The organism is Campylobacter ureolyticus (genome assembly GCF_027277485.1).
Classification (GTDB): domain Bacteria; phylum Campylobacterota; class Campylobacteria; order Campylobacterales; family Campylobacteraceae; genus Campylobacter_B; species Campylobacter_B ureolyticus_B.
Genome location: NZ_JAPXGQ010000013.1, coordinates 1 through 23722, shown reverse-complemented (window position 1 = coordinate 23722; position 23722 = coordinate 1). Strand labels below are relative to the sequence as shown.

The following is a 23722-nucleotide window of genomic DNA, read 5'->3' as shown; positions in this document are numbered from 1 at the left end:
GATAACAAAGAAAAATTTAAGTTTTAGAAACGGATTTTATAAAATATGATAAATGAGCTTGAAAACAGAAGAAAAAAGTTATTAAATAAGCTTTTTATAACTGGTGGGAGTTTTAGCTTAGTTTTTTTATTTGGCGTTTTTAAGCTTGTTGAAAATCCTACGATAAGCTCAAGAGTAACGCCGCTTTTATTTTTATTTTTTATATATATTTTTGTTATTTTTAGTCTTAAATTTGGCATTAAAAATTCTTTTATAAAAGAGCTTAACGAAACTATTTTTAAAGCTATTGGCATAAAATATATAAAATTTTCAAGAAATTCGCAAAAATTAAAAAAAGTCGTTTTAAGCTTTTCAAAACCAAATAGTGGTTTTTTAATAACAAATGATGAGTTTAGCGGGATTTTAAGCAGTGTTGAGTTTAAAATTTGCGATGGAGAGCTTTGGTTTGGGACAGTAAAATTTAAAGGTAAAATTTTTAACGCAAGACTTAAAAAAGAGTTTGATTCTAAAGTTTTAATAACAAATTTAGGGATAATTTCAGCTAAAAATTTGGAAGAAATAAAGCTTGATAGTGTTAAATTTAGCCAAAATTTCAAAGTTTTTAGCTCTGATTTGACAAAAGCTTTTTATATTTTAAATCCTGTTTTTATAGAAAGGCTTGAAAGCTTAGTTGGTGATAAAAAGGCTGATATTTTACTTTATAAAGATGAGATTTTAATCATTCTAGATAATAAAATTGATTCTTTAGAGCCAAATTTATTTAAAAAAATTACCTCTTTAGATACGCAAGAATTTACAGATCAAATACAAAGCTTTGAAAAGCTTATTAAATTTTTAAGACTTAGTTAAAAGGATTTTTTTCAATCTCTTCTATGATAAATTCAACCACAACTTTTGCTCCAAATGTGCTTAGATGAATTCCATCATCAGACCTTAGAATTCTCTTTTTATTGCCTATTATCTTGCTTTGTAGGTACTCATCATTTTTACAAATAGCTTCATTTATTTCTATAAATTTAGCGTGATTTTCTTTAGCTGAGGCTTTTAAAATTTTATTTATAATTTTCATATTTTTATCAAAATTCGATTTTTTCATACAAGGAATTTCAAGCCAAAAAATATTTTTGTCATATTTTTTAGATATGTTATAAATTTCATTAACCCTTGATTTGTAAAACTCATTCCACTGGCTACTTCCAAATTTAAGCCTTTGACCGTTGTGATTTATAGAGTATCCATCATTTGTACCAAAATGAGCTATTATAATGCTATTTTTAGGTGCATTTTGAAGCGCTTGGCTAAGCTTATCTTGCCAGTTAAAAAATTTTTTGTTGACTAGTCCAGTGCTTGATTTAGCTATATTTTCAACTTTTACTTTTTTATTAGAAAACCCCCACCCAATGCCGTGCATGATAGAATCTCCTATTAAAATAACACTTAGATTTTCATCAAAAACAACTTTTTTTGAGTTTATATATTTTGCTAAATTCTTAAGATTTTCCTCTTTTTTTATCTTATCTTGTCTATATTTTTTCTCTAAAACTTTTGCAATGTTTTCTTTTAAAATTTTTTGATTTTTTTCTTTTATTTTCAAAAATTTTAACTCATCATCATATTTTTTTAATACAGCTTCAATCTCTTTGTTGAAATTTTTATTTTTGCTTTTATTATATATGAATTCTTGTTTTGCAAAAATTTCTTTACTTAGATTATAAATTTTTGTGCCATCTAAAAAGAAAAATTTTTGATATTTTGCTTCAAAATAGTTGCAAAATGGGTATAAAAGCAAGGAAAAAAGTAGTAAAAAAACAGATGATAAAACAACAAAAGCTCTCATCAAAATCCTTGATAAATAAACTCAGGCATTCCGCTAGGCATTAAAAAATATATTGATAAAAATGATATAAAAAGAAAAATAATTATAAAAAATATATTTAAACTATCAAAAATAAACATCAAAATTTCATAAAAATTTATTTTTTCATACAGATATAAAAAGACAAATATCATAAAAATAAAAACTAAAAAATATAAAATTTCAAATTCTTTAAACTCGGATAAATTTGCTATAAAACCAATAGAATCATCAAATTTAAAGATAAAAAATACCCAAATAAAACTTAAAAAACTAAAAGTTATAAATCTTTTTAAAATATCAAATTTTAAAATATCAAAGTTCTTTTTTAAATTTAAAAGCACTACGCAAACTCCGTGTAAAAATCCCCATATAAAAAATGAAAGACCTCCACCGTGCCAAATACCAGAAAGCATAAAAACTATTAAAATATTTCTTTGAGTTTTTAAATTTCCACATCTACTTCCGCCAAGTTTGATATAAATATAATCTTTAAAAAAACTCATCAAACTAATATGCCATCTTCTCCAAAACTCTTTTAAATCAGTGGCTAAAAAAGGCCTATCGAAGTTCTTTGGAAGTTTAAAACCACACATTAATCCAAGTGCTAAAACAAAATCAACATAAGAGCTAAAATCAAAATAAAGCAGCAAAGAATATAGATAAAGTGATGAAAAAAGCTCTAAAAAATTATAATTATTTATGTTATTAAAAATGGGCGTAAGATAGTTAAAAAGGTAGTTTGCAAGAATAAGTTTTTTAAAAAATGCCATTAAAATAAGAGTAAAAATTAAATTTGAGTATTCAAATACCTTTCTTTCATTTAGTGTTTTAAAAAACTCTTTTGCTCTTAGAATAGGGCCTGAAACTATTGTGATAAAAAAGCTTAAAAAAACAAAACTATCTATAAATTTTGGTTTTAATTCGCCTATTTTTACGCTATAAAGGTAAGTTATTGCCATAAATGAATAAAATGAAAGACCAAGTGGAAAAATATTTGTATTTAAAAACTCATTCTTAAACTCAAAACCAAAATAGCCTTTGTATTTAAAAAAAGCCAAGTTTAAAATTATAAAAATTATACTTAAAACAAATGCAAAATTAAATTTTAAAATAAGGCGTGAAAAAATATAAATTATAAGAGTAAAAACAAAATTAATTAATAAAAAAATAGGATTTATAGCAAATAAAAATAGATATGAAAAACCCAAAATAAGGAGTTTTTGTATAAAAATGCTAAATTTAAAAATATAATAAATCAGCCAAAAAATTAAAAAACAAAAGATAAACTCAACACTAAAAAGGCTCATGAAACTCCAACAAATTTTGTTTCATTTTATCATATTTACATTTTATTAATACTTAAATTTTCCTTTGTAAAATTTCAATATTTTTAGGAACTGATTGATTTAAATTTATTCTATAAATTCACCCTTGTAGCCAGTTGTGGCAATTGCATCAAGAATGCTTTGTTTTTCTACACTATCCTCTGCTTCAACTCTAAGCATTTTATCATCTAGTGTAGCTCTTGCTTTTATAATGCCTTTAACCTTTAAAACAGCTCCTCTAACCATTGCAGTACAAAGGGGACAATGCATCCCATCTACTTTAATCTCATAAGTTTTATTGGCAAAAACAGATGAGCAAAATAGTAGAATAATTATAAATTTACGCATAAAATTTCTCCATTATAAATCCCAAAATTTCTGGATAAAAAAGTATAAACATAAATATTAAAAAAGTTAAAAAAATACCTAATTTAGCCTTTAAGCTTGTTTTTTTAACACAACAATTTTGAGTGCATCTTTTAATAAATTTATAGTAGATAAAAGCTAGAAAAAAAATTCCAGCAATTAAACTTAAAATCCATCTATATTTTGATAATGGCTCAAAAAAGCTTAATGCTCCAAATGATGAGCCAAAAAGCAAAAAGCAAAGTGCAGGAAGGCAACAACTAGTTGCTAAAACTGCACTTATAAATGCTGATATTGCCAGTGAAATACTTTTTTTATCACCTTTTATGTTTTTGTTGTTTTTAGGCTTTTGTTGTTGATTTGTACTCATAGCTGAAATTTTTAGCATCATAGTAGTTTTGAACATGCCCGTCAACTTCTGCATATGGGTATCCAAAGTTATTTAGAGGCTTTATAAATGGCTCAGGTCTCAAAACAAAGTCCCTTCCCATATTATAAGCTATCCAGCACATTTCCCAATTTCCAAAAAGAAATTCTTTAATATCTTTTATTTTTTTATCATTGTTTGTTAAGTTTTCTGCAAGTCTTACTTTTGTAACATCGGCTGGATCAACAGGTATCCAACCATATCCTTTTAGATAAAACTCAGCTCTACAGTGCTGTGCTCCTGTGATATTAGCAATTCCATCTTTTCCACTTCCCATTGCACTAGAAAATCTACTTTGTCCAACTCTAATGCCAAAAAACTCTCTTGCAGGAATTCCAACACTTCTGCAAAGCGCTACAAAAACTGAGTTTATATCTGTGCATTTTCCACTTAGTTTTCCACTTTCAAGTATTTTTTTAGCATCACCAACGCCACAACCTACAACACTTTCATCACGCTGCATAGTATCAGCAACCCAATCATAAATTGCCCTTGCTCTTTCTAAGTCTCCACTTATGCCTTTTGTAATTTCTATTGCTTTTTCTTTAACAACGCCATCTATTTGCATAGTTTGAGTTGCTTGGAGAAATTTTTGAACCTCAGAAGATAATTTTTCATTTTCATTAAAATTCACCTTTGAAAAATTGGTATTTCTCTCAATGGTTGCAACTTGAAAATTAGTAGTTATTGTTGGGTTTTCATTACTAAATTTGGCGTATAAGGTTGGAATTTCAAAATCACTCATATAAATTTCATCATAATTTCCACTGTTTTTTATTGAACTTACTAAGCTTTGAAATTTGGCATTTAATGGAAGTGGAACCCAAAGTTTTGAAATTTTACCTTTTTCTTTTAATGTGTGAGTTAAAGTGACATCATAAAAATGATGTTTTTGCATATTTTTAGCAGATGTTTTTTCATTTTTTGCTAAAACAATACTTGGGGCGGCAGCCAAACTTGTAGCAATTACGCCAGTTTTTAAGAAATTTCTTCTATTCATAATATATCCTTTTAAAATGTTTTTGGACAAAACTTGTCCCTTAAATTTGTTGGTATTGTATCTTAAAAGATTAAATTTATTATTTTAAAAATACCTATCTTTGTTTTCCTCAACTTGATTTATATTTAGTTTTATAAATTTATAACTTGCAAAGATTAAAATAAACCAAATAATTATAAATATAATTGACTTTATCATTTTATTTTCCTTATTCTATCTCATCTTTTGTGAGTTTTTTAGCATCCATAAGTCTCCAAACATAAGCAATATAACCTAATAAAACAGGTGCCCAAAGTGAAACTATTGCCATGACTTTTAAAGTATAAAAACTAGAACTAGCGTTTTTTATAGTAAGTGAACTTTGTAAGTCAAAGTGTGATGGATAAAATGCTGTAGAGTTTAGTCCAGCTACCAAAAATACGCTCATTACAACTAAAACAACACCAAGACCGTATGGGAAAATTCCTTTTATGCTAGATGTAAAGATAGCTTTATAAAGTCCAAAAAGAGCTAAAATTAGTCCAATTAAGAGCATGATTAAAACTATTGGCATCTCTAAGTAATTTAAGCCATATTTAAATCTAACCATTTCTACAACACCGTTTTCATTAACACCATATCCGCTTTTTAAAACTAAAAATAGTAAAAATGCTACTAGAAAAGCAACAAATATTAAAGCATCAAATTTTAGATTTTTCTTTAAATTTTCTCTTATTTTATCATCGTTTATATTATTTATAAGATACATTGCCCCGCCAACTCTTGCTTGGAAAAAAAGAGCAATTCCAAGAATATAGTTAAATGGGTTTTTTAAGGCCTCAAGTCCTCTAATTTTGCTTTGCCAATCAACAAAATTATTGCTATCTAAAGCAAAACTACTTCCACTAAAAAAAGTTGATACTGCAATGCCTATTAAAATAACCCCTAAAGAGCCATTTATATAAAGGAAATTTTCATAAGTTTTTTGCCCTAAAAAGTTATTAGGTTTTTTTCTATACTCATATGCAACTGCTTGGATAATAAAACAAAAAAGTATTCCAAGCCAAACCCAGTAAGCTCCACCAAAGCTAGTTGCATAAAATAGTGGAAAAGCCGCAAAACAAGCCCCTCCAAACATAACTAAAGTTGTAAAAGTAAGCTCCCATTTTTTTCCAACTGAGTTTAAAAAAAGATCTTTTTGTGCCTCATCTTTGGCTATTTTTTTAACCAAAGTTTGTCCACCTTGAACAAACATCATAAAAACAAAAAGTCCGCCAATTAGCGAAACTACAATCCACCAATAAATTTGTAAATATTCATACATCTTAAAATCCTATCTTAATTTGCTTAAGCATGATTTTTATCTCAGCTATAAATAAAGCTGTAAATAAAACAACAAATAGTAAAAATGATAATTTAACATTTACACTTGCTAAATTTGTAGCAGCAATTCCAACAGGCATTAAATCTTGTATTGCCCAAGGTTGTCGCCCAACTTCTGCTACTATCCATCCAGCCTCACACGCTACATATCCAAGCGGTATACTAAATAAACATGCCCAAAGAAGTTTTTTATATTTTTCAATTCTATTTGCCATGCTTAAATAAAGAGTTGCCAAAAATAGTACTATAAAATAACTTCCAAGTGCGACCATTACGTGAAAACTATAGAATGTAAGTGCAACAGGCGGAACAATATCTTCTGGTTTATCTAAATATCCATATCCAAAATTATGCATATTTTCATCTAAAATTTTTCTATTTTCTAAAATGCTTTTTTCATCATTTTTTTCACTTGCTAATTTAATATTTTCCAGTGCATTTAAAGCAATTTTTCCACTATCAATTTTGCTTTGAGTAGATGGGATGTTAAATTTTTCATTTCCATAAACTAAATCATCAATTCCAGGGGTAAAATTATTTATTCCTCTTGTTGCCATAAGTCCTAACAAATAAGGTGCTTGAATTTCTACAATAAAAGGCTCTTTTTCGTCCCCTGGTTTTTTATCTGGTGTCAAAATTCCCATTGCAACGATTCCAGCATTTACTTCACCCTTGTAAAGCCCTTCCATTGCAGCAAGTTTCATGGGTTGCTTTTGTGCTACTTGGTATGCACTTTCATCACCGCTAAATAGAACAAAAATTGAACTTAAAAAGCCAAAACTTGCAGCAACTATAAAGCTTTTTTTAGCCATTTGAAAATGTTTGTTTTTAAGCATAAAATATGCTGAAATTCCTAAAACAAATAAGGCTGATGTTATATATCCGCCACCAACTGTGTGTAAGAATTTGCTTATTCCAACTGGCGAAAGTGCAACTTGTGCAAAATTTATCATCTCATTTCTTAGGGTTTCGTGATTGAAGGCTGTACCAACAGGATGTTGCATCCAACCATTTGCAACTAAAATCCAAAAAGCGCTTAAATTTGAGCCAAGTGCTACCATCCATGTTGAGAAAAGATGAAATTTTTTGCTAACTCTATCCCAGCCAAAAAACATAACAGCGAAAAATGTAGCTTCTAGGAAAAATGCAAAAAGCCCTTCAATTGCCAAAGGAGCTCCAAAAATATCTCCAACAAACCATGAGTAATTTGCCCAATTTGTTCCAAACTCAAATTCCATTATTATGCCAGTTGCAACACCAATTGCAAAATTTACAGCAAAAAGTCTAAGCCAAAATTTAGTTATTCTTTTCCATTCTGGATTACCAGTTTTTACATATAAAGTCTCCATAAATGCAAGCATAAATGATAGCCCCAAAGTAAGTGGAACAAATAAAAAATGGTAAAGTGCAGTTAAGGCAAATTGTGCTCTTGACCAATCTACCGTACTTATTAAATCCTCCATTTTAATCCTTTTTTAAATTTTGATATATAAAATTGATTTTTTCTTCATCGGTTTGAAACTCAGTATGAATATTTTTGTCAAAAATAAACATTTTTAATATAAAAATCATTATAAAAAGTTTTACAAAAACTACAAGCCAAAGCGTCTTTCCAAGTTTCATATTTTTAAAACCATCTATATAAAAATTAAATATATTTTTTAAAGTTTTCATAAGTTTTATTTTAACACAAAAATAGTTAAAACAACTTTATAGTAACTTAAATTTATTAAGAGAATTTTATTATCAAATTTTAAAAAATATTTTGTCGTTTTATTAAAAACACTTTAAATTTTATAAATTTTACCAAGTATAAAAGTTAAAAAGGTATAATTGTAAAATTATAAATTTAAGGAAAAATATGTCAGCAAAAAAAGATACTAAATATATCTTTGTTACAGGTGGAGTTTTAAGTTCACTTGGCAAAGGAATAGCTTCAGCAAGTATAGCTACACTTTTAAAAAAAGCAGGTCTTAAAGTAAGCATTTTAAAAGCAGATCCATATATAAATGTTGATCCTGGAACCATGAGTCCTTTAGAACACGGAGAAGTTTTTGTAACTGATGATGGAGCTGAGACTGATCTTGATCTTGGTCATTATGAGCGCTTTTTAGATGAGAATTTAAGTCAAAATAATAACTTTACAACGGGTAGAGTTTACAGTGCGGTTATTGAAAAAGAAAGACGGGGGGATTATTTAGGAAAAACTATTCAAGTAATTCCTCATATTGTAAATGAGATAACAGATAGATTTAAAAAAGCAGGTGAGGGCAAAGATGTTTTAATAATTGAAATTGGTGGAACTGTTGGAGATATCGAAGGTCAGCCATTTTTAGAGGCAATTAGAGCGATGCGTATAGAGCTTGGCAAAAAAAGATCTATGAATATTCACTTAACTTTAGTTCCTTTTATAAGCGTTGCTGGTGAACTTAAAACTAAACCAACACAACATAGCGTTGGCGAGCTTAGAAGAATAGGAATAACTCCTGATATGATAATCTGCAGGAGCGAAAAGCCACTAAACAGAGAGTTGAAAGATAAAATCGCAATAAGTTGTGGAGTTGAAAAAAACTGTGTTATTGAAAGCCCTGATTGTAAAAGTATATATCAAATTCCAATTGTTTTTTTACAACAAGATATTTTAACTCCAATTAGCGAATGTTTGGATTTAGGCGAGCTAAAAGTAGATATGAACGAGTGGAATGAGCTAGTTAGAAGAGTAAATGAGCCTACAAATAAAGTAAGAATTGCTTTTGTTGGAAAATATTTAGAACTTAAAGAAAGTTATAAAAGTTTAACCGAGGCTTTAATTCATTCAGGTGCAAATTTAGATACAAAAGTTGATATAAAATGGTGCGATAGCGAAAGAATTGACTTTGAAAATGTAGATGAAATATTAAAAGATGTCGATGGTGTTTTAGTTGCTGGTGGTTTTGGCAAAAGAGGCATTAAGGGTAAAATGGAAGCTATAAAATACGCTAGGATTCATAAAATTCCTTATCTTGGAATTTGCCTTGGTATGCAGCTTGCTTTAATTGAGTTTGCAAGAGATGTTTTGGGTATAAAAGAGGCAAATTCAGTTGAGTTTGATGAAGATACAAAAGAGCCAATTATCTATCTAATTGATGAGTTTATAGATAGCCACGGTAAAAAGCAGCTTAGAACTCATAAAAGCCCACTTGGTGGCACTATGAGACTTGGCGGATATGAGTATAATATCAAATCAAATTCTCTTTTAAGTAAAATTTATAATGGAGTAAAAACAGCCAAAGAAAGACATCGTCACCGTTTTGAGGCAAATCCAAAATATAAAGAAAAATTTGAAAAGTCAGGACTTATAGTAAGTGGTGAAAGCGATGGATTAATTGAAGCAGTTGAATTAAAAGATCATCCATTTTTTATAGGAGTTCAGTTTCATCCCGAATTTACATCACGCCTTACAAAGCCAAATCCTGTTATAACTGGGTTTTTAAGTGCCGCATTGAAAAATAGCAAATAAAATGCTTGGTAAAATATGTTAGGCAAAAAATGTTAGATAAAAAAAAGATAAAGGAAATTTTAGAAACTAGATTTCAAAAAGATATTCACACCAAAGTTTCAGAAATTCCACTTCCATCAAGTCTAAAAGATAGCTACAAAGCAGCAAGTCGCATTAAAACTGCAATTGAAAATAATGAAAAAATTGCAATTGTGGGAGATTACGATGTTGATGGTATTGTAAGTAGTGTGATTTTAGCTGATTTTTTTGATCTTTTGGGTGTTGATTTTTTTGTAAAAATTCCAAATAGATTTAGTGATGGATATGGATTAAATCCTAAAATTTTAGAAGAAATTAGCGGTGTAAAACTTATAATTACAGTCGATAATGGAATTAGTGCAGTTGAAGCGGCTGAAATTTGTAAAAAAAAGGGAATTGATTTAATTATAACAGATCACCATATGCCACCGCCAGTTTTACCAAGAGCATACGCGATAATTAACCCAAAACAAAGTGATTGTTCATTTCCAAATGTCGAAATTTGTGGAGCTGAGGTTGCGTGGTATTTAGTCGGTGCTTTAAAAGATGTTTGTGGCGTTGAATACAATATGTCAAATGATCTTGACTTATTAGTAATTGCTATAATTGCTGATATGATGGAGTTAAGAGATATGAATAGAGTGCTTGTAAAACTTGGAATAAAAAAACTTAACTCATCAAAAAGACCAGCATTTTTTGCGATAAAAAATTTATACTCAAAAGATAAATTTGAATTTGATGATATTAGTTTTTTAATAGCTCCGCTTATAAACTCAACTGGTAGAATGGATGATGCAAGTCTTTCATATAAGTTTTTAAGAGCAAAGAATTATAAAAATGCAAAATATTTTTTAGATAAAATCGTTGATTTAAACGAATCACGAAAAGATGAAGAAAAAACGCTTTATGAAAGTTCAAAAGCTCTTGTTAGTAAAGATGATGAAATAATTGTAGCTTGGGGAAAAAATTGGCATGAAGGTGTTATTGGTATAGTTGCATCAAGGCTTTGCAAACACTATAAAAAACCAGCGATTGTTTTTAGTGTAGATGAACACCGTGCAAAAGGAAGTGCAAGAAGTGTTAATAAATTTGATATTTTAAGGCTGATTGCATCTCAAAAAGAACTTTTAATAAGCTTTGGAGGGCATAAAGGCGCAGCTGGAATTGTCATAGAAAGTAAAAATTTACCTAAATTTAAAGAAGCAATCAACTCAAGTTGTTTTTTGCAAGATTTAGATGGAATTTCGCCTTATGCTGATGAAATTTTAGGTGAAATTGATATAAAAGAACTTGATTTAGAGCTTTTAGACATTTTGGAATTTTTTGAGCCTTATGGGCAAAAAAACCCAAAACCAATTTTTGAAATAAAAAATGCGATAGTAAGTAATGTTAGAACAATTGGAAAAGAGAAAAATCATATAAAAATCACAATTGAAAAAAATAATATCTACAAAGAAGCACTTTATTTTAATTATGATTTTATGCCAAAAGAGGGAGATAGAGTGGATTTGATAGCCTCGGTTATAAAAAATTCTTTCAAAAATACTATAACACCTGAGTTTGTTATAAAAGAACTTTGTTTAGCCAAAAATTAATTTTGGCTAAACTTAATTAATAACCTTGTTTTAAAGCATTTTTTATAGTGCTTAGTGCATCACCCGTTTCTCTTGGAGAAAGTGTTTTTGCAAATATACTTTTTAGGATAGATTTTAATTCATTCTCATAAAAATCTTTTAATGAGTTTTGAGAAATTTCACCATCTTTTATATAATTTTTTATATCGATAAACACAAAATGTCCGATTTCTATCTCATCATCAAGCGTTTTATCTGCTAAAATTTCATTTATTCTTTCACAAGTTTTTATGTAGTTATTTACATTTTCTATGCCTTCAAGGGCTGAAACTATAGCCTGATAGTTACATTTTATATAATTTTTCTTAAATCTTTTTAAGAAACTTGGAGGAGTGTTTTTATAGCCTAAATTTGTATCAAGTGTAGCTATGATAAATAAATTTTCAGGTATTGCAAAATATGATTTTCCTTCTTCTTCAACTACGCTAAAATCACTAATATTATCAAATTTATCGATTATTCTAGAGTTTTTAGTTCTTATAAATGCAGGATTTTTGTCTGAATATCTATTTTCAAGAAGTTCTGCACTTTCACCGAATATAGAGGCTATATCACAACTATTTATATCATTTATAATCATATAGTAGTCGTTTTCTTTATCATTGATTGCTTTTTTACAAATTTCTTTAAACTCACCATTTACAAATTCGCCATTTACAAAACCGTCCATGAAATCTTCATATGTGTAGTTTTCGTGCATTGAGATAACACAATATCTATTTATAGGTATATTTTTTATGTTTAAAATTTCTCTTGCAGTTTTATTTTTTTCAACACCAAAAGAGCCAATAAATAGTGTATTTTTCGATACCGAGCTATTTCCATAGCTAAGAATAAATTTAAAAAACAACTCATAATAAATACATTGTTTGTTAAATTCTACCACATCTACAGGGTATGGCTTAAATTTAGAAGCAAATTCATTGCAAAGTTTTGTAAAGTCATCTAAATTTTCAATTTTTTTAGCAAATGTGCTTGATAGAATTTTAAGATTATTTTGATTGTAGATAAAAGAGTGTAAATTTTTATTTTCTATAAAAATAATAGATATAAACTCAGTTAAACTGTTTTGATCAAGTACGTGAAACTCGTTTTTGTCTTTAAAACCAGCATTTATTTTATTTTCTTCGCTAAAAGTAGTTACAACACTTTGAATAGAGTTCGATGAAAGAGAGTTTTTAATAAGTTCTATTAACATCATTGGATGGTTGTGAAAAACTATATCAAAATATTTTTGGGCTAAATTTGGACTTAAAATTTCAAAAATTCTATAGAGTTGATCATAGAAATTTATAATTTTTCTCTTAAATTCTATTTTAAGTTCTCTATCTTCGGTATATTTTTCATATTTTCTAGCGATATTTTCAATAAAAATATATAAAGAAACCCAATTTGCACTTTCTCCTTTGATGACATCTTCAACTGCTGAGTTTTGATTATTTTCAAAGATCTCTTTGCAAGATGAAATTTTATCTTTCAATGCAAAATTTCTATAAAAATTTTCCATATTATTTTCAAAAAATCTATTTATGAAAAAATATCCTGCTTTTGGGTACCTAGAACTTAAATTTAATATTCCAATTTCATCACTCCCACAAAACTCAATGTATGAATTTTGTAAAAAGTCATTTTCATTTTGACTAAAACCTATAACATTGGTTTTAAGATTTTGAAGTAAATCAACTACTTTTACAACCTCTTTTTTTAAATTTATAGGACTACTTTTTTCTAAAAAAAGATCCATTGCGACTTCTATTTGCATTGCTCAACTCCTTTTAAAAGTGGGACAAACTCACACTCATCAATTACTTCTTGGTTAAAATCTAATTGACTAATTTTTCTTATTTTTACTATTTTTTGGCAGCCATCTTTATAAAGTGGTGCAACTAAAATTCCTCCAACTTCAAGCTGATCTAAAAGTCTTTTATCTATCTCTTTTGCTGCGGCTGAGAGTAAAATTCTCTCATAAGGAGCATATTTTTTCCAACCAGCATTGCCATCATCATATCTTAAATGAACATTTGTAATATTTAGGCTTTCAAAGTTTTTTTTAGCTTCATTTACAAGTTTTTCAATTCTTTCAATTGTAAAAACTCGCCTTATAATTTTACTTAAAATCGCTGCTTGATATCCGCTTCCACAACCAATTTCTAAGACTTTGTCAACCCCATCAAGCTCTAAGGCTAAACTCATCTTAGCAACTGTCAAAGGCGAGCTTATCCACTGACCGCCTAAAATAGGTTGTGGGTTTAGCTCATAAGCGTAAGCACTTATTGGCACAAAAATACTTCTTGGCACCTTGCAAAACGCCTCATATAAAGCCGGTGTTAGATTTAGTGAATTTGCTATCTCATCAGCTAGTTTTTGGCATTTTAAAATTTCAAAATTTTCCATAATCTTACTTTAAAAATCATCAAAACTTAGACTGCCTTTGCTGTAATTTGTAACCTTACTTTCAAAGAAATTTGATTTTTGATCGTTAAATTTAGCAAAGTCATCAACCCATTTTATTGGGTGTTTTACATCATATTTTTTCTTTAAGCCAATAGCAGTTAATCGCTGGTCGACTAAATAATGAATATAATCAGTTATAATATCATCTGTAAATCCCATAATTTGGTTTTGAGTTATGTATTTTCCCCATTCTATTTCAAGCTCTCCAGCTTTTTCAAACATTTCATAGATTTTATTTATAATTTTTTCATTAAACAGATCAGGTCTTTCTTTCTTTACTGTATTTATCATGTTTTGAAAAAGTAAAAGGTGAGTTATTTCATCTCTTTGGATGAATCTTATCATCTGAGCAGAGCCTAACATTTTTCCAGCTCTTGCTAATGCGTAAATTGCAGTAAATCCGCTATAGAAATAAATTCCTTCTAAAATTTGATTTGCAACCATTGCTAAAACTAACTTTTCTTCTGTTACATCACCAGCAAGGTCTTCATAAACGCTTGAAATATAATCATTCTTTTTTTTCAAAACTGCGTCATGTTTTTCCATTTCATATATTAAATCTGTATTTTCACAGATTGCCTCAACCATTACAGCATAGCTTTTAGAATGATTCGCTTCTTCATAGGCTTGACGAACTAAAATTGCATTTATTTCAGGAGCAGTGATATAAGGATTGATATTATCAGCTAAGTTGTTTGTTTGAAAGCTATCCATCGAGATAAGTTGGCTCCAAACTAAATCATACATTCTTTTTTCGGCCCCAGTTAGGTTAAAATTGTAGTCTCTTACATCATCGGTTGTATCAACTTCTTTAGGAAACCAAGTATTTGCTTCCATTAAATCCCAAAGTTTTAAAGCCCATTGATATTTAGCTTTTGTGAAATTTAAAATTCCGTGTGGATTTCCACCAAAAACTTTTCTACCACCAAGTGTTTCATTTGACTCTGGATTATATATTTTTTTCTTATCAATTATCATTTTATTTTGTCCCTTGAATTTGTAATATTTAAATGATTTTATCTAAATAAGGCTTTAAAGAAAATGAAAATAGTAAGCAATTAAAAATTTCTTAACTCTATTTTTAAATTTGATTTAATTTTTTTTGGATCAAAACTATTTGTTGGGTTTTGTAAAACTCCGAAATTCTCACCAGTTTCTAGAAAATTTTGTAAATAATAAATTCCCTTATAGCCAAATTTTTCTAGCATTTCTGCCATTTTTGAAATATCATTTTCTGTAAAAATATCGGCGTGAATTGTAGTTCTTACTTCAAAAGGAAAGTTTAAACTTATTAGATATTTTAAAGTTTTTATAAATTTTTCATATAAATTAGAATTTGTTACTAGAAAATAGTTTTCCTTTAATGCCTTAAAATCAAGTGCAATATAATCAATTAAATTTAGCTTTATAGCTTTTTTTAAATTTTCTAAATTCGAACCATTTGTGTCTATTTTAAGGCTGAAATTTCTTTTTTTAACCTCTTTTGCCAGATATAAAAAATCTTTATTTAATGTGCATTCCCCACCGCTAAAAACAACAGCTTCGAGCTTATTTATACGTTCATCTAAAAAGCGTAAAAACTCACTATTTTCTATAGCGCCACTGCTTTTTACAATTTCAGTGTTATAGCAGTAAATACAACGCATATTACACCCTGAAAACCAAACAATACATGCTAGTTTGCCTGGATAATCAAGCATTGTAAATGGCGTTATAGAATAAATTAGTCCCATTTTAGGCAGATTTTACTTTTTTGGGGTTTTCGCAAAATTTAACTCTTTCATTGTGTTCGCCAATTTTGCCAATATTAAAACTTTCCACCGGTCTGTGATAACCCATAACCCTTGTATAAACAACACATTTTGTTCTTTTGTCTTTGTTTGCATTTAAAATTTCATCTCTACTCATTTTATTCTCCTTTTAATTTGTTTGTTTTAAAATTTCTTCATCACAATATGGACAAAACTCATGCTCACCTGCTATATATCCGTGAATTTTACATACACTAAAAACAGGCGTGATTGTAATATATGGAAGTTTGTAATTTGTAACTATATTTTTAACTAGGTTTTTGCACGCCTCTTTTGAGCTAATTCGTTCTTTCATATACAGGTGAAACACTGTTCCGCCTGTATAGTTGCTTTGCAGTTCATCTTGTAAATCCAGTGCTTCAAATGGATCATCTCCAAAATTTGCAGGAAGTTGTGTTGAGTTTGTGTAGTAGTTATTTTCTTTAGTTCCTGCTTGGATTATATCCGGGTATCTTTTTATATCTTCTTTTGCGAAACGGTATGTCGTGCCCTCAGCTGGTGTTGCTTCAAGATTATATAAATTCCCAGTAGTTTGTTGAAAGGTTTTAATTTTTTCTCTTAAATGCTCTATTATTTCTAGTCCAAATTCCCTTCCAAATTTAGTTGTAATGTTTTCTTTATTGTTTGTGAAATTTCTTATCATCTCATTTGCACCGTTTATGCCGATAGTTGAGAAGTGATTTTTAAACCCAGGTAGATATCTTGCGGTGTATGGATAAAGTCCGCGATTATACATTTCTTGGATAAATTTTCTCTTTTTTTCAAGTGTGTTTTTTGCTAGTTCGCAAAGATAGTCAAGCCTTTGAAAAAGTGCTTTTTTGTCATTTTTATATAAATATCCAAGACGAGCCAAATTTATAGTCACAACACCGATACTTCCAGTCATTTCAGCACTTCCAAAAAGTCCACCACCTCTTTTTAAAAGTTCTCTTAAATCAAGTTGTAATCTACAACACATGCTTCTTACATGGCCTGGTTTGTAGGCCTTTGGATTTTCAACTAGATTTCCATTTTCATCTTTTATATATTGGCTTCCTATGAAATTTTGAAAATAGCTTGAGCCTATTTTTGCTGTATTTTCAAACAATGCATCAGCTACTTCACTATCCCAGTTAAAATCTTCAGTTATATTCACAGTAGGAATTGGAAAAGTAAAAGGCTGTCCTAGGCGATCACCTTTTGTCATTACCTCATAAAATGCTTTATTTATGGCATCCATTTCAGGCTGAAAATCGCCATAAGTCATGTCGATTAAATGCTTTTTGCCTCGTTTGTTTGCCAGTTCTAAAAGCTCTTTATCATCTTCCAAGTCTCTAAAAAGATGTTTGTCATCATGAGTTGGAATTTGGTCTTTTAAGTCACTTGGAGGAGTTAAATCGATGGTTATATTTGTAAAAGGGCTTTGACCCCAACGAGCAGGCACATTTAGATTAAATATAAAATTTGTAATGGCTTTTTTCATCTCAGAATAGCTTAGTTTATCTCTAAAAACATAAGGTGCTAAATATGTATCAAAACTTGAAAAAGCCTGTGCTCCAGCCCATTCGCTTTGAAGTATACCTAAGAAATTTGCCATTTGATAAAGAGCTTCACGAAAGTGCTTTGGAGGGCGGCTTTCAACTCTGCCTCTAACTCCGTTAAATCCTTCATTTAAAAGTGCTCTTAAGCTCCATCCAGCACAATATCCAGTTAAACAATCTAAATCGTGAATGTGGTAATCACCATTTCTATGTGCTAAACCCTCTTCTTTGCTATAAACAGCATCTAGCCAATAGTTTGCGATAACTTTTCCTGCTGTGTTGTTTATAAGACCAGCGTTTGAATAGCTTGTATTTGAGTTTGCACTTATTCGCCAATCAGTTCCATTGATATACTCATTTATTGTTTGTGTTGAGTTAATGTATGTCGTATCATCATTTAACCCTAGAATTTGCTCTCTTTGCATTTTGTGGGTGTGGCGATAAAGCATAAAACTTTTTAGTTCATCAAAATAACCTGCCTTAAAAAGCGCTTTTTCAATAATATCTTGAATATCTTCAACAGCAACTACTTTTTTAAAAGTTATTTCATCCATAACTGCATCAAAAATACTTTTATCATAAGGCTTATTTTCACTTTTAAATGCTTTTTTTATAGCATCTTCAATTTTATATGGAAAAAATTCCTCTTTACTTCCATCTCTTTTTAGAATCTCTTTTTGTGCCAATTTTTATCCTGAATTTTTTGAAATTTGATAAAATATTATAACTAAGCACTCTTAAAAATAGCATAAATTTTGCTGTTATTTTTGATATCAAATATCATAAATTAAGTTTATAAATTTGTTGTTTAAAAATAACTCTAAGTTCCATTTAAAGGCTATTTTCAGCTAATCTTTATATAATAAGTTAAACAATTTTTTAGGAAGAAATATGCGTAGAATTGATAGAAAACTAAGCGATGAAAGTGCTTATAAAATAGTAGATAACTGTGAGTATGCGATATTTTCTACAATAGATGAAAATGAAGTTTTTAGTATCCCTTTATCTGTTGTTAGAAGTGGAAATTTTATCTATATTCACGGAGCACTTGATGGAAGTAAAAAAAGGCTTTTTGGGGACGGCAAAGAGGTTACAATAGTTTGTGTAAGTTATGTAAAAGTGCCAAATTTAGGCGATGAAGAACTTAATAAATTTATGCAAAATCCAAAAAGCTTAGGAAGTAATGTTTTTACAACAGAGTATAAAAGTGCAGTTTTAAAAACATTAGCTTATGAGGTTTTAGACAGCGATGAAAAGATTAGAGCATTAAGATTACTATGTGAAAAATATACCCCAAAATATATGAAAGCATTTGACTTGGCTATAAGTGCAAGCTTAGAAAGAACAAATATCTATAAATTTGAAATAATTTCTATGAGCGCAAAAGCAAAAATTTTAAAGAAAATTTAGAATAATGTAGTAATTGATTTTTTATTCATTAATTTATGTATTTTGAATTGGATTTTTTAATATTTTTATAGGAAGCTTTAATTTCATTAAAACTTCCTAGTTTTTTAAAGATATTTTACTGACAACCCTCGCACTCTATGCTTCTATCCATTGCGGCTTTTTCAGCAGCTACAGTATCAGGGCTTTGGCTTCTTAGATAATAAGTTGATTTTACACCAAGTTTCCAAGCAAGTGTGTAAATGCTGTTTAGTAACCCGCCCGAAGCCTTATCAAGACTTATAAATATATTTAAACTTTGCCCTTGATCTATCCATTTTTGTCTAACGGCTGCTGCTTTTACAAGTAGAGTTTGGTCTAGATCATACGCTGAGGTATAAAAATTCCATGTATCAAGCGTTAGATTTGGAACTACAACTGGAATCATTCCACTAAGGTTATGCTCAAACCATTTTTTCTTATAAACTGGTTCAATTGTTTGTGTTGTTCCAACTAAAATACTTATGCTCGAAGTTGGTGCTATCGCCATTAAATACCCATTTCTCATACCATCTTGTTGAACTTTTTGTCTTAAACTTTCCCAATCGCAAGAATTTTCATCAAAAAGTCCACCTCTTTTTACAAGTTTTTTAGCTTCCCCATTTGCATTATCAATTGGCATTATACCTTTGCTCCAATTTGAGCCTTCAAAATCAGCATATCTACCTTTTTCAACGGCTAAATTTGATGAACTTAATATGGCATTGTAGCTTATGTTTTCCATAATTTCATCTATTTTTTCAAAATGCTCGTAGCTTCCCCAAGGTATTTTTTTTGTTGCAAGCATCTGTGCTTCACCCATAACACCAAGTCCAATTGCTCTTGAGTGAATATTTGTATGCTTTACTTTTTCATGTGGATAGAAATTTAAATCAATCACATTATCAAGCATTCTAATGGCTATTGGAACAACTCTTTGAATATCTTCTTTGGTGTTTATTTTACTTAAGTTTATACTTGCAAGGTTGCAAACTGCAGTTTTTCCTTGAATATTTTCCTTTTCAACAATAAAGATATTTTTATTATTTATAGAATCAAGCGAAGTTATTTTTTTTGCTCGTTTTGTTACACCACTATCAACTGTTACAATATCATCTTCATCAAAAAACATAACGCTTTCATCTTCAAAAATAACTTTTATTTTATAGTAATCAGGCTCTGTATTTTGAAAAATTTCAGTACACAAATTCGAGCTTCTTATTATGCCTGAGTGAGAATTTGGGTTTCTTTTGTTCGCATTATCTTTAAAGGCTAAAAATGGCATTCCAGACTCAAAATATGAAGTTAAAATTTTTTTCCAAAGTTCTTTTGCAAGCATAATTGTTTTTGGAATGTTTGGATCATTTTCATATTTTTCATACTCTTTTTCAAATTCTTCACCATATAAATTTGTTAAATTTTGTGTGTCGGCCGGATCAAAAAGTGTCCATTTTTCATTATTTTCAACTCTTTTCATAAACAGATCATTTATCCATAGTGCTGGGAAAATTTCATGAGCTCTACGTCTTTCTTCGCCTGAGTTTTTGCGAAGATCTAAAAAGTCACTTACATCCATATGCCAAGGCTCAATATAAACAGCAATCGCTCCTTTTCTAGTCCCTAGCTGATCAACCGCAACAGCAATATCATTCGTTATTTTTAAAAATGGTATTATTCCGCCAGCTGCGTTTTTGTGTCCATCTATACTGCCACCCATAGCTCTTACTTTGCTCCAGTCCCAGCCAATCCCGCCACCAAATTTAGAAAGTAGGGCCATCTCTTTATAGCTATCAAAAATTCCCTCAATATTATCAGGTGTAGAGCCAATATAGCAAGATGAAAGTTGGTGGCGTGTTGTTCTTGCATTAGATAGGGTAGGGGTTGCTGGCATAACCTCAAATTTGGATATTAAATCATAAAATTTTTTAGCCCAACTTTGGCAGTCAAATTCATTTTGAGCTAAAAACATAGCTATTGCCATGAACATATGTTGTGGAAGCTCAATTGGATTTGCGTTTTTATCTTTTAATAAGTATCTATCATAAAGTGTTTTTATACCAAGATAAGTAAATTGTAAATCACGTTTCGAATCAATATAGTCATTTAAATCATCCAAATCATATTTTTCTTTTAAGCCAAGTAAAATTCGTCCAACCTCTTCGCCTCTTTCAAAATATTCACGTAAATGTGGATATCCAGTATATCCTGTAACTTTGTGATAAAGATCGTATAAAAATAGTCTCGCTGCTACAAAAGTCCAGTTTGGGCGGTCGATATCTATCTTATCAACAGCTGTTTTTATAAGGGTTTGTTGAATTTCTTCCGTTGTTATCATATCTCTAAATTGAATTTTTGCATCAACTTCAAGCTCGCTTAAATTTACATTTTCAAGCCCTTCAACAGACTCTTTTGTGTATTTTTTGATTTTGCTTATATCAAGTTCTTCAGTTCTTCCACTTCTTTTTATTACTTTCATTTACTCTATTTTACCTTTCATATTTTTACTGTAATTTAACAATTTAATTTTAAATATATTTTAAAAATATTATTTACTCACCAAAGACTCTTTTAAAAATTCTATCTACATTTTTTGTGTAATATGAGTAGTCAAAACACTGTTTTATCTCTTCATCGCTTAAATTTGCTTTTAAGTCATCATCTTTTAATAAGTTTTGTAAAAATAGACTATGATTGTTTTCATCGATTGCTTTTTTGCCATTTTGCAAGTCAGCCCAAACTTTCATTGCATTTCTTTGAACTATCTTATAAGCATCTTCTCTTGAAATTCCTTTTTTTGGAAGTTCAAGTAAAATTCTTTGTGAAAAGACAAGTCCGCCTGTTAAATTTAGGTTTTTCATCATATTTTCAGGATAAACAACTAAATTTTTAATTAAATTTGTAAGGCGGTTTAGCATAAAATCAGCTGTTATAAAGGCATCTGGAAGTATAAATCTCTCAACTGAACTATGGCTTATATCTCTTTCGTGCCACAAAGCGACATTTTCCATTGCAGGAATTGTATAGCTTCGTAAAACTCTGCAAAGCCCTGTTACATTTTCACTCAAAACAGGGTTTCTTTTATGAGGCATTGCAGAACTTCCTTTTTGCCCAGGACTAAAATATTCCTCGCACTCATAAACCTCTGTTCTTTGGTAGTGGCGAACAGCAACGGCTATTTTTTCACAACTTGAAGCCAGAATAGCAATAGCTGAAATAACTTGTGCGTAGCGATCTCTTTGTATTACTTGGTTGCTAGCTGGCGCTGGACTTAAGCCTAAATGCTCACAAACCAACTCCTCAAGCTCAAGTGGAGCGTGAGCAAAATTTCCCATAGCTCCACTTATTTTTCCAACACTAATTACTTTTTTAGCATGATTTAAAAGCTCTAAGCTTCTATTTATCTCATCATACCAAATCGCCAAAACAAGTCCAAAAGTTATTGGCTCGCCATGAATTCCATGACTTCTGCCAACCATTAGTGTATTTTTATGCTCAAATGCACGGGTTTTTATAGCTTCTTTTAAGCTTTTAACATCTTCTATGATTAGTTCTAAACTTTCTTTTATCTGAAGTGCAACAGCTGTATCTATGCAGTCACTTGAAGTCATGCCGTAGTGCAAAAATCTACTTTCTTTTCCTAAATTTTCGCTAACGCTTGTTAAAAATGCTATTACATCATGCTTTGTTACTTTTTCTATTTCATTTATTCTATCTATGTCGAATTTTGCATTTTCACAAATTTTTTTGCATGACTCATCATCTATAAACCCGAGTTTATTCCAGGCCTTTACAGCTGCTAACTCAACTTTTAACCAAGCATCGTATTTTGCTTTTATCGTCCATTTGTCGCTCATCTGTTTTCTAGCATATCTTTCTACCATCTTTTACCTTCTTTTAAACAAATTTTTTATAAAGTTATAATCTATCATTTTAGCAAAAAGAGGGTAAAAATTGCCTTATATTATGAAAAAAATAGCTTTTGTAAATGGTGAAAAAGCTTATCAAATTTTACTAAATTTAGGTTATAAGATGAGTCAAGCTCAAAAAATTATAGATAAAAAACGACTTTTTAACTTTGATGAAATTGTTACATCTAAAAATCAAATTTTAAATGGAGATGTTTTTTTAATTGATTATCATTGCGAACCACAGGGTTTAGAGCCCATTTTTGAAGATGAAATTTTGGCAGCATTTGATAAACCAAGTGGAGTTTTAACTCATCCAAATGGAAGAAATTCAAACTACTCTATGAATGATGAAATTTGGTCAAAATTTGGGCGAGATGCAAGTGTGGCACATAGGCTCGATAAAGAAACAAGTGGAGTTTTACTAGTGGCTAAAAATAAAATTGTTGAAAAAGAATTGAAACTAAAATTTCAAAATTTAGAAATAAAAAAAACATATTTTGCTATGGTTAAAGGCATTATTGAAAAAAAATTTACAGTAGAAAATTTTTTGAATACTGATAAAACAGCCACGAGTTTAAAAAATAAAATGCATATCCAAACTAGTGGAAAATTTGCAAAGACCGAGTTTGAAATAGTTAAAATTTATGAAAAAATAGGCTTTACACTTTTAAAATGTGTCCCAAAAACAGGTCGCCAACACCAGATACGAGTACAATTGTTTCACGTGAAACATCCAATAGTTGGAGATACGCTTTACGGAGTTAGTGATAAGTTTGCTAGTGATTTTTTAGATGAAAAAGTAAGCGCTGAAAGCAGATTGAAAACTACTGGAGCCAAAAGACTTTTACTTCATTCACAAAGCTTAGAATTTAACTTTAATGGAAAAACTTATAACATCAAAAGTAATTTCGATGCAAAAGATGAATTTGAAAAACTAATAGGATCTTATTAAATTTTAAAATACTAAAGTGAGAATAAATATTTGTTTTTTGTTAGAATGCTTTGTTAGAATGCTTTGTTAGAATGCTTTGTTAGAATGCTTTGTTAGAATGCTTTGTTAGAATGCTTTGTTAGAATGCTTTGTTAGAATGCTTTGTTAGAATGCTTTGTTAGAA

Annotated in this window: 19 protein-coding genes and 1 pseudogene; 5 read left to right on the top strand and 15 right to left on the bottom strand. The window is 29.5% G+C overall.

The genetic code is table 11. From position 1 onward, the window contains the following. Positions 1-45: 45 nt before the first annotated feature. Positions 46-849 carry a DUF3137 domain-containing protein gene (locus tag O6B72_RS07585; protein ID WP_269492734.1) on the top strand — a complete coding sequence of 268 codons (804 nt, stop codon included), beginning with the start codon at positions 46-48 and terminating at the stop codon, positions 847-849. Here the strand turns inward: O6B72_RS07585 and O6B72_RS07580 are convergent. From O6B72_RS07580 to O6B72_RS07545, 8 genes are all read right to left on the bottom strand, one after another. After that, positions 842-1837, bottom strand: a complete 996-nt coding sequence (locus tag O6B72_RS07580; protein ID WP_269492733.1) for a DUF459 domain-containing protein — start codon at positions 1835-1837, stop codon at positions 842-844. The genes O6B72_RS07585 and O6B72_RS07580 overlap by 8 nt on opposite strands. Beyond that, positions 1837-2916 (bottom strand): MBOAT family O-acyltransferase, encoded by a 1080-nt coding sequence (locus tag O6B72_RS07575; protein ID WP_269492732.1) that lies wholly within the window; start codon positions 2914-2916, stop codon positions 1837-1839. Before O6B72_RS07575 ends, O6B72_RS07580 begins: the two co-directional genes overlap by 1 nt. A 354-nt stretch (positions 2917-3270) precedes the next feature. Beyond that, positions 3271-3531 (bottom strand): heavy-metal-associated domain-containing protein, encoded by a 261-nt coding sequence (locus tag O6B72_RS07570; protein WP_050333273.1) that lies wholly within the window; start codon positions 3529-3531, stop codon positions 3271-3273. Further along, on the bottom strand, positions 3524-3919 hold the full coding sequence (locus O6B72_RS07565; protein WP_258299308.1) for a voltage-gated chloride channel family protein: 396 nt from the start codon (positions 3917-3919) through the stop codon (positions 3524-3526). Before O6B72_RS07565 ends, O6B72_RS07570 begins: the two co-directional genes overlap by 8 nt. Beyond that, positions 3891-4976 (bottom strand): transglutaminase domain-containing protein, encoded by a 1086-nt coding sequence (locus tag O6B72_RS07560; RefSeq protein WP_269492731.1) that lies wholly within the window; start codon positions 4974-4976, stop codon positions 3891-3893. Before O6B72_RS07560 ends, O6B72_RS07565 begins: the two co-directional genes overlap by 29 nt. A gap of 208 nt (positions 4977-5184) precedes the next feature. Beyond that, positions 5185-6279: a cytochrome d ubiquinol oxidase subunit II gene (locus tag O6B72_RS07555; RefSeq protein WP_269492730.1), complete on the bottom strand. Its 1095-nt coding sequence runs from the start codon at positions 6277-6279 to the stop codon at positions 5185-5187. A gap of 1 nt (position 6280) precedes the next feature. Beyond that, positions 6281-7801 (bottom strand): cytochrome ubiquinol oxidase subunit I, encoded by a 1521-nt coding sequence (locus O6B72_RS07550; RefSeq protein ID WP_269492729.1) that lies wholly within the window; start codon positions 7799-7801, stop codon positions 6281-6283. A gap of 1 nt (position 7802) precedes the next feature. After that, the gene (locus O6B72_RS07545; RefSeq protein ID WP_018713472.1) at positions 7803-8012 is read right to left on the bottom strand and encodes a DUF4492 domain-containing protein; all 210 of its coding nucleotides are present in this window, start codon (positions 8010-8012) and stop codon (positions 7803-7805) included. A 187-nt stretch (positions 8013-8199) separates the two neighbouring features. Here O6B72_RS07545 and O6B72_RS07540 point away from each other — a divergent pair, with 187 nt between their 5' ends. Both O6B72_RS07540 and recJ read left to right on the top strand, forming a co-directional pair. Continuing rightward, a complete protein-coding gene (locus O6B72_RS07540; protein WP_269492728.1) occupies positions 8200-9837 on the top strand; it encodes a CTP synthase in 1638 nt (545 codons plus the stop codon). 29 nt (positions 9838-9866) lie between these two features. Then, positions 9867-11450 carry a single-stranded-DNA-specific exonuclease RecJ gene (gene recJ, locus O6B72_RS07535; RefSeq protein ID WP_258299380.1) on the top strand — a complete coding sequence of 528 codons (1584 nt, stop codon included), beginning with the start codon at positions 9867-9869 and terminating at the stop codon, positions 11448-11450. Positions 11451-11466: 16 nt separating this feature from the next. Here the strand turns inward: recJ and O6B72_RS07530 are convergent, their stop codons facing one another. The 5 genes and pseudogenes from O6B72_RS07530 to O6B72_RS07510 all read right to left on the bottom strand — a co-directional run bounded on the left by O6B72_RS07530 (position 11467) and on the right by O6B72_RS07510 (position 17960). Next, a complete protein-coding gene (locus O6B72_RS07530; protein WP_269492727.1) occupies positions 11467-13251 on the bottom strand; it encodes a 5-methylcytosine-specific restriction endonuclease subunit McrB in 1785 nt (594 codons plus the stop codon). Further along, positions 13242-13883, bottom strand: coding sequence for a protein-L-isoaspartate(D-aspartate) O-methyltransferase (locus O6B72_RS07525; RefSeq protein WP_258299378.1), 642 nt, complete (start codon positions 13881-13883; stop codon positions 13242-13244). The genes O6B72_RS07530 and O6B72_RS07525 overlap by 10 nt, the downstream gene beginning before the upstream one ends. A gap of 9 nt (positions 13884-13892) precedes the next feature. Continuing rightward, on the bottom strand, positions 13893-14915 hold the full coding sequence (locus O6B72_RS07520) for a ribonucleotide-diphosphate reductase subunit beta (protein ID WP_101637329.1): 1023 nt from the start codon (positions 14913-14915) through the stop codon (positions 13893-13895). Positions 14916-15001: 86 nt separating this feature from the next. Then, positions 15002-15676, bottom strand: a complete 675-nt coding sequence (locus tag O6B72_RS07515) for an anaerobic ribonucleoside-triphosphate reductase activating protein (protein ID WP_269492726.1) — start codon at positions 15674-15676, stop codon at positions 15002-15004. A 1-nt stretch (position 15677) separates the two neighbouring features. Then, positions 15678-17960 (bottom strand): annotated as a pseudogene (locus O6B72_RS07510) (ribonucleoside triphosphate reductase). A gap of 205 nt (positions 17961-18165) precedes the next feature. On the opposite strand from O6B72_RS07510, the gene O6B72_RS07505 reads away from it, so the two are divergent. Continuing rightward, on the top strand, positions 18166-18684 hold the full coding sequence (locus O6B72_RS07505; RefSeq protein WP_269492725.1) for a pyridoxamine 5'-phosphate oxidase family protein: 519 nt from the start codon (positions 18166-18168) through the stop codon (positions 18682-18684). A 115-nt stretch (positions 18685-18799) separates the two neighbouring features. Here O6B72_RS07505 and O6B72_RS07500 read toward each other — a convergent pair whose 3' ends face one another. Together O6B72_RS07500 and purB are read right to left on the bottom strand one after the other, a co-directional pair. Then, positions 18800-21175 carry a ribonucleoside-diphosphate reductase subunit alpha gene (locus O6B72_RS07500; RefSeq protein ID WP_269492724.1) on the bottom strand — a complete coding sequence of 792 codons (2376 nt, stop codon included), beginning with the start codon at positions 21173-21175 and terminating at the stop codon, positions 18800-18802. Positions 21176-21248: 73 nt separating this feature from the next. Further along, positions 21249-22580: an adenylosuccinate lyase gene (gene purB / locus O6B72_RS07495; protein ID WP_269492723.1), complete on the bottom strand. Its 1332-nt coding sequence runs from the start codon at positions 22578-22580 to the stop codon at positions 21249-21251. 82 nt (positions 22581-22662) lie between these two features. On the opposite strand from purB, the gene O6B72_RS07490 reads away from it, so the two are divergent. After that, positions 22663-23559, top strand: a complete 897-nt coding sequence (locus O6B72_RS07490; RefSeq protein WP_269492722.1) for an RluA family pseudouridine synthase — start codon at positions 22663-22665, stop codon at positions 23557-23559. Positions 23560-23722 lie beyond the last annotated feature (163 nt).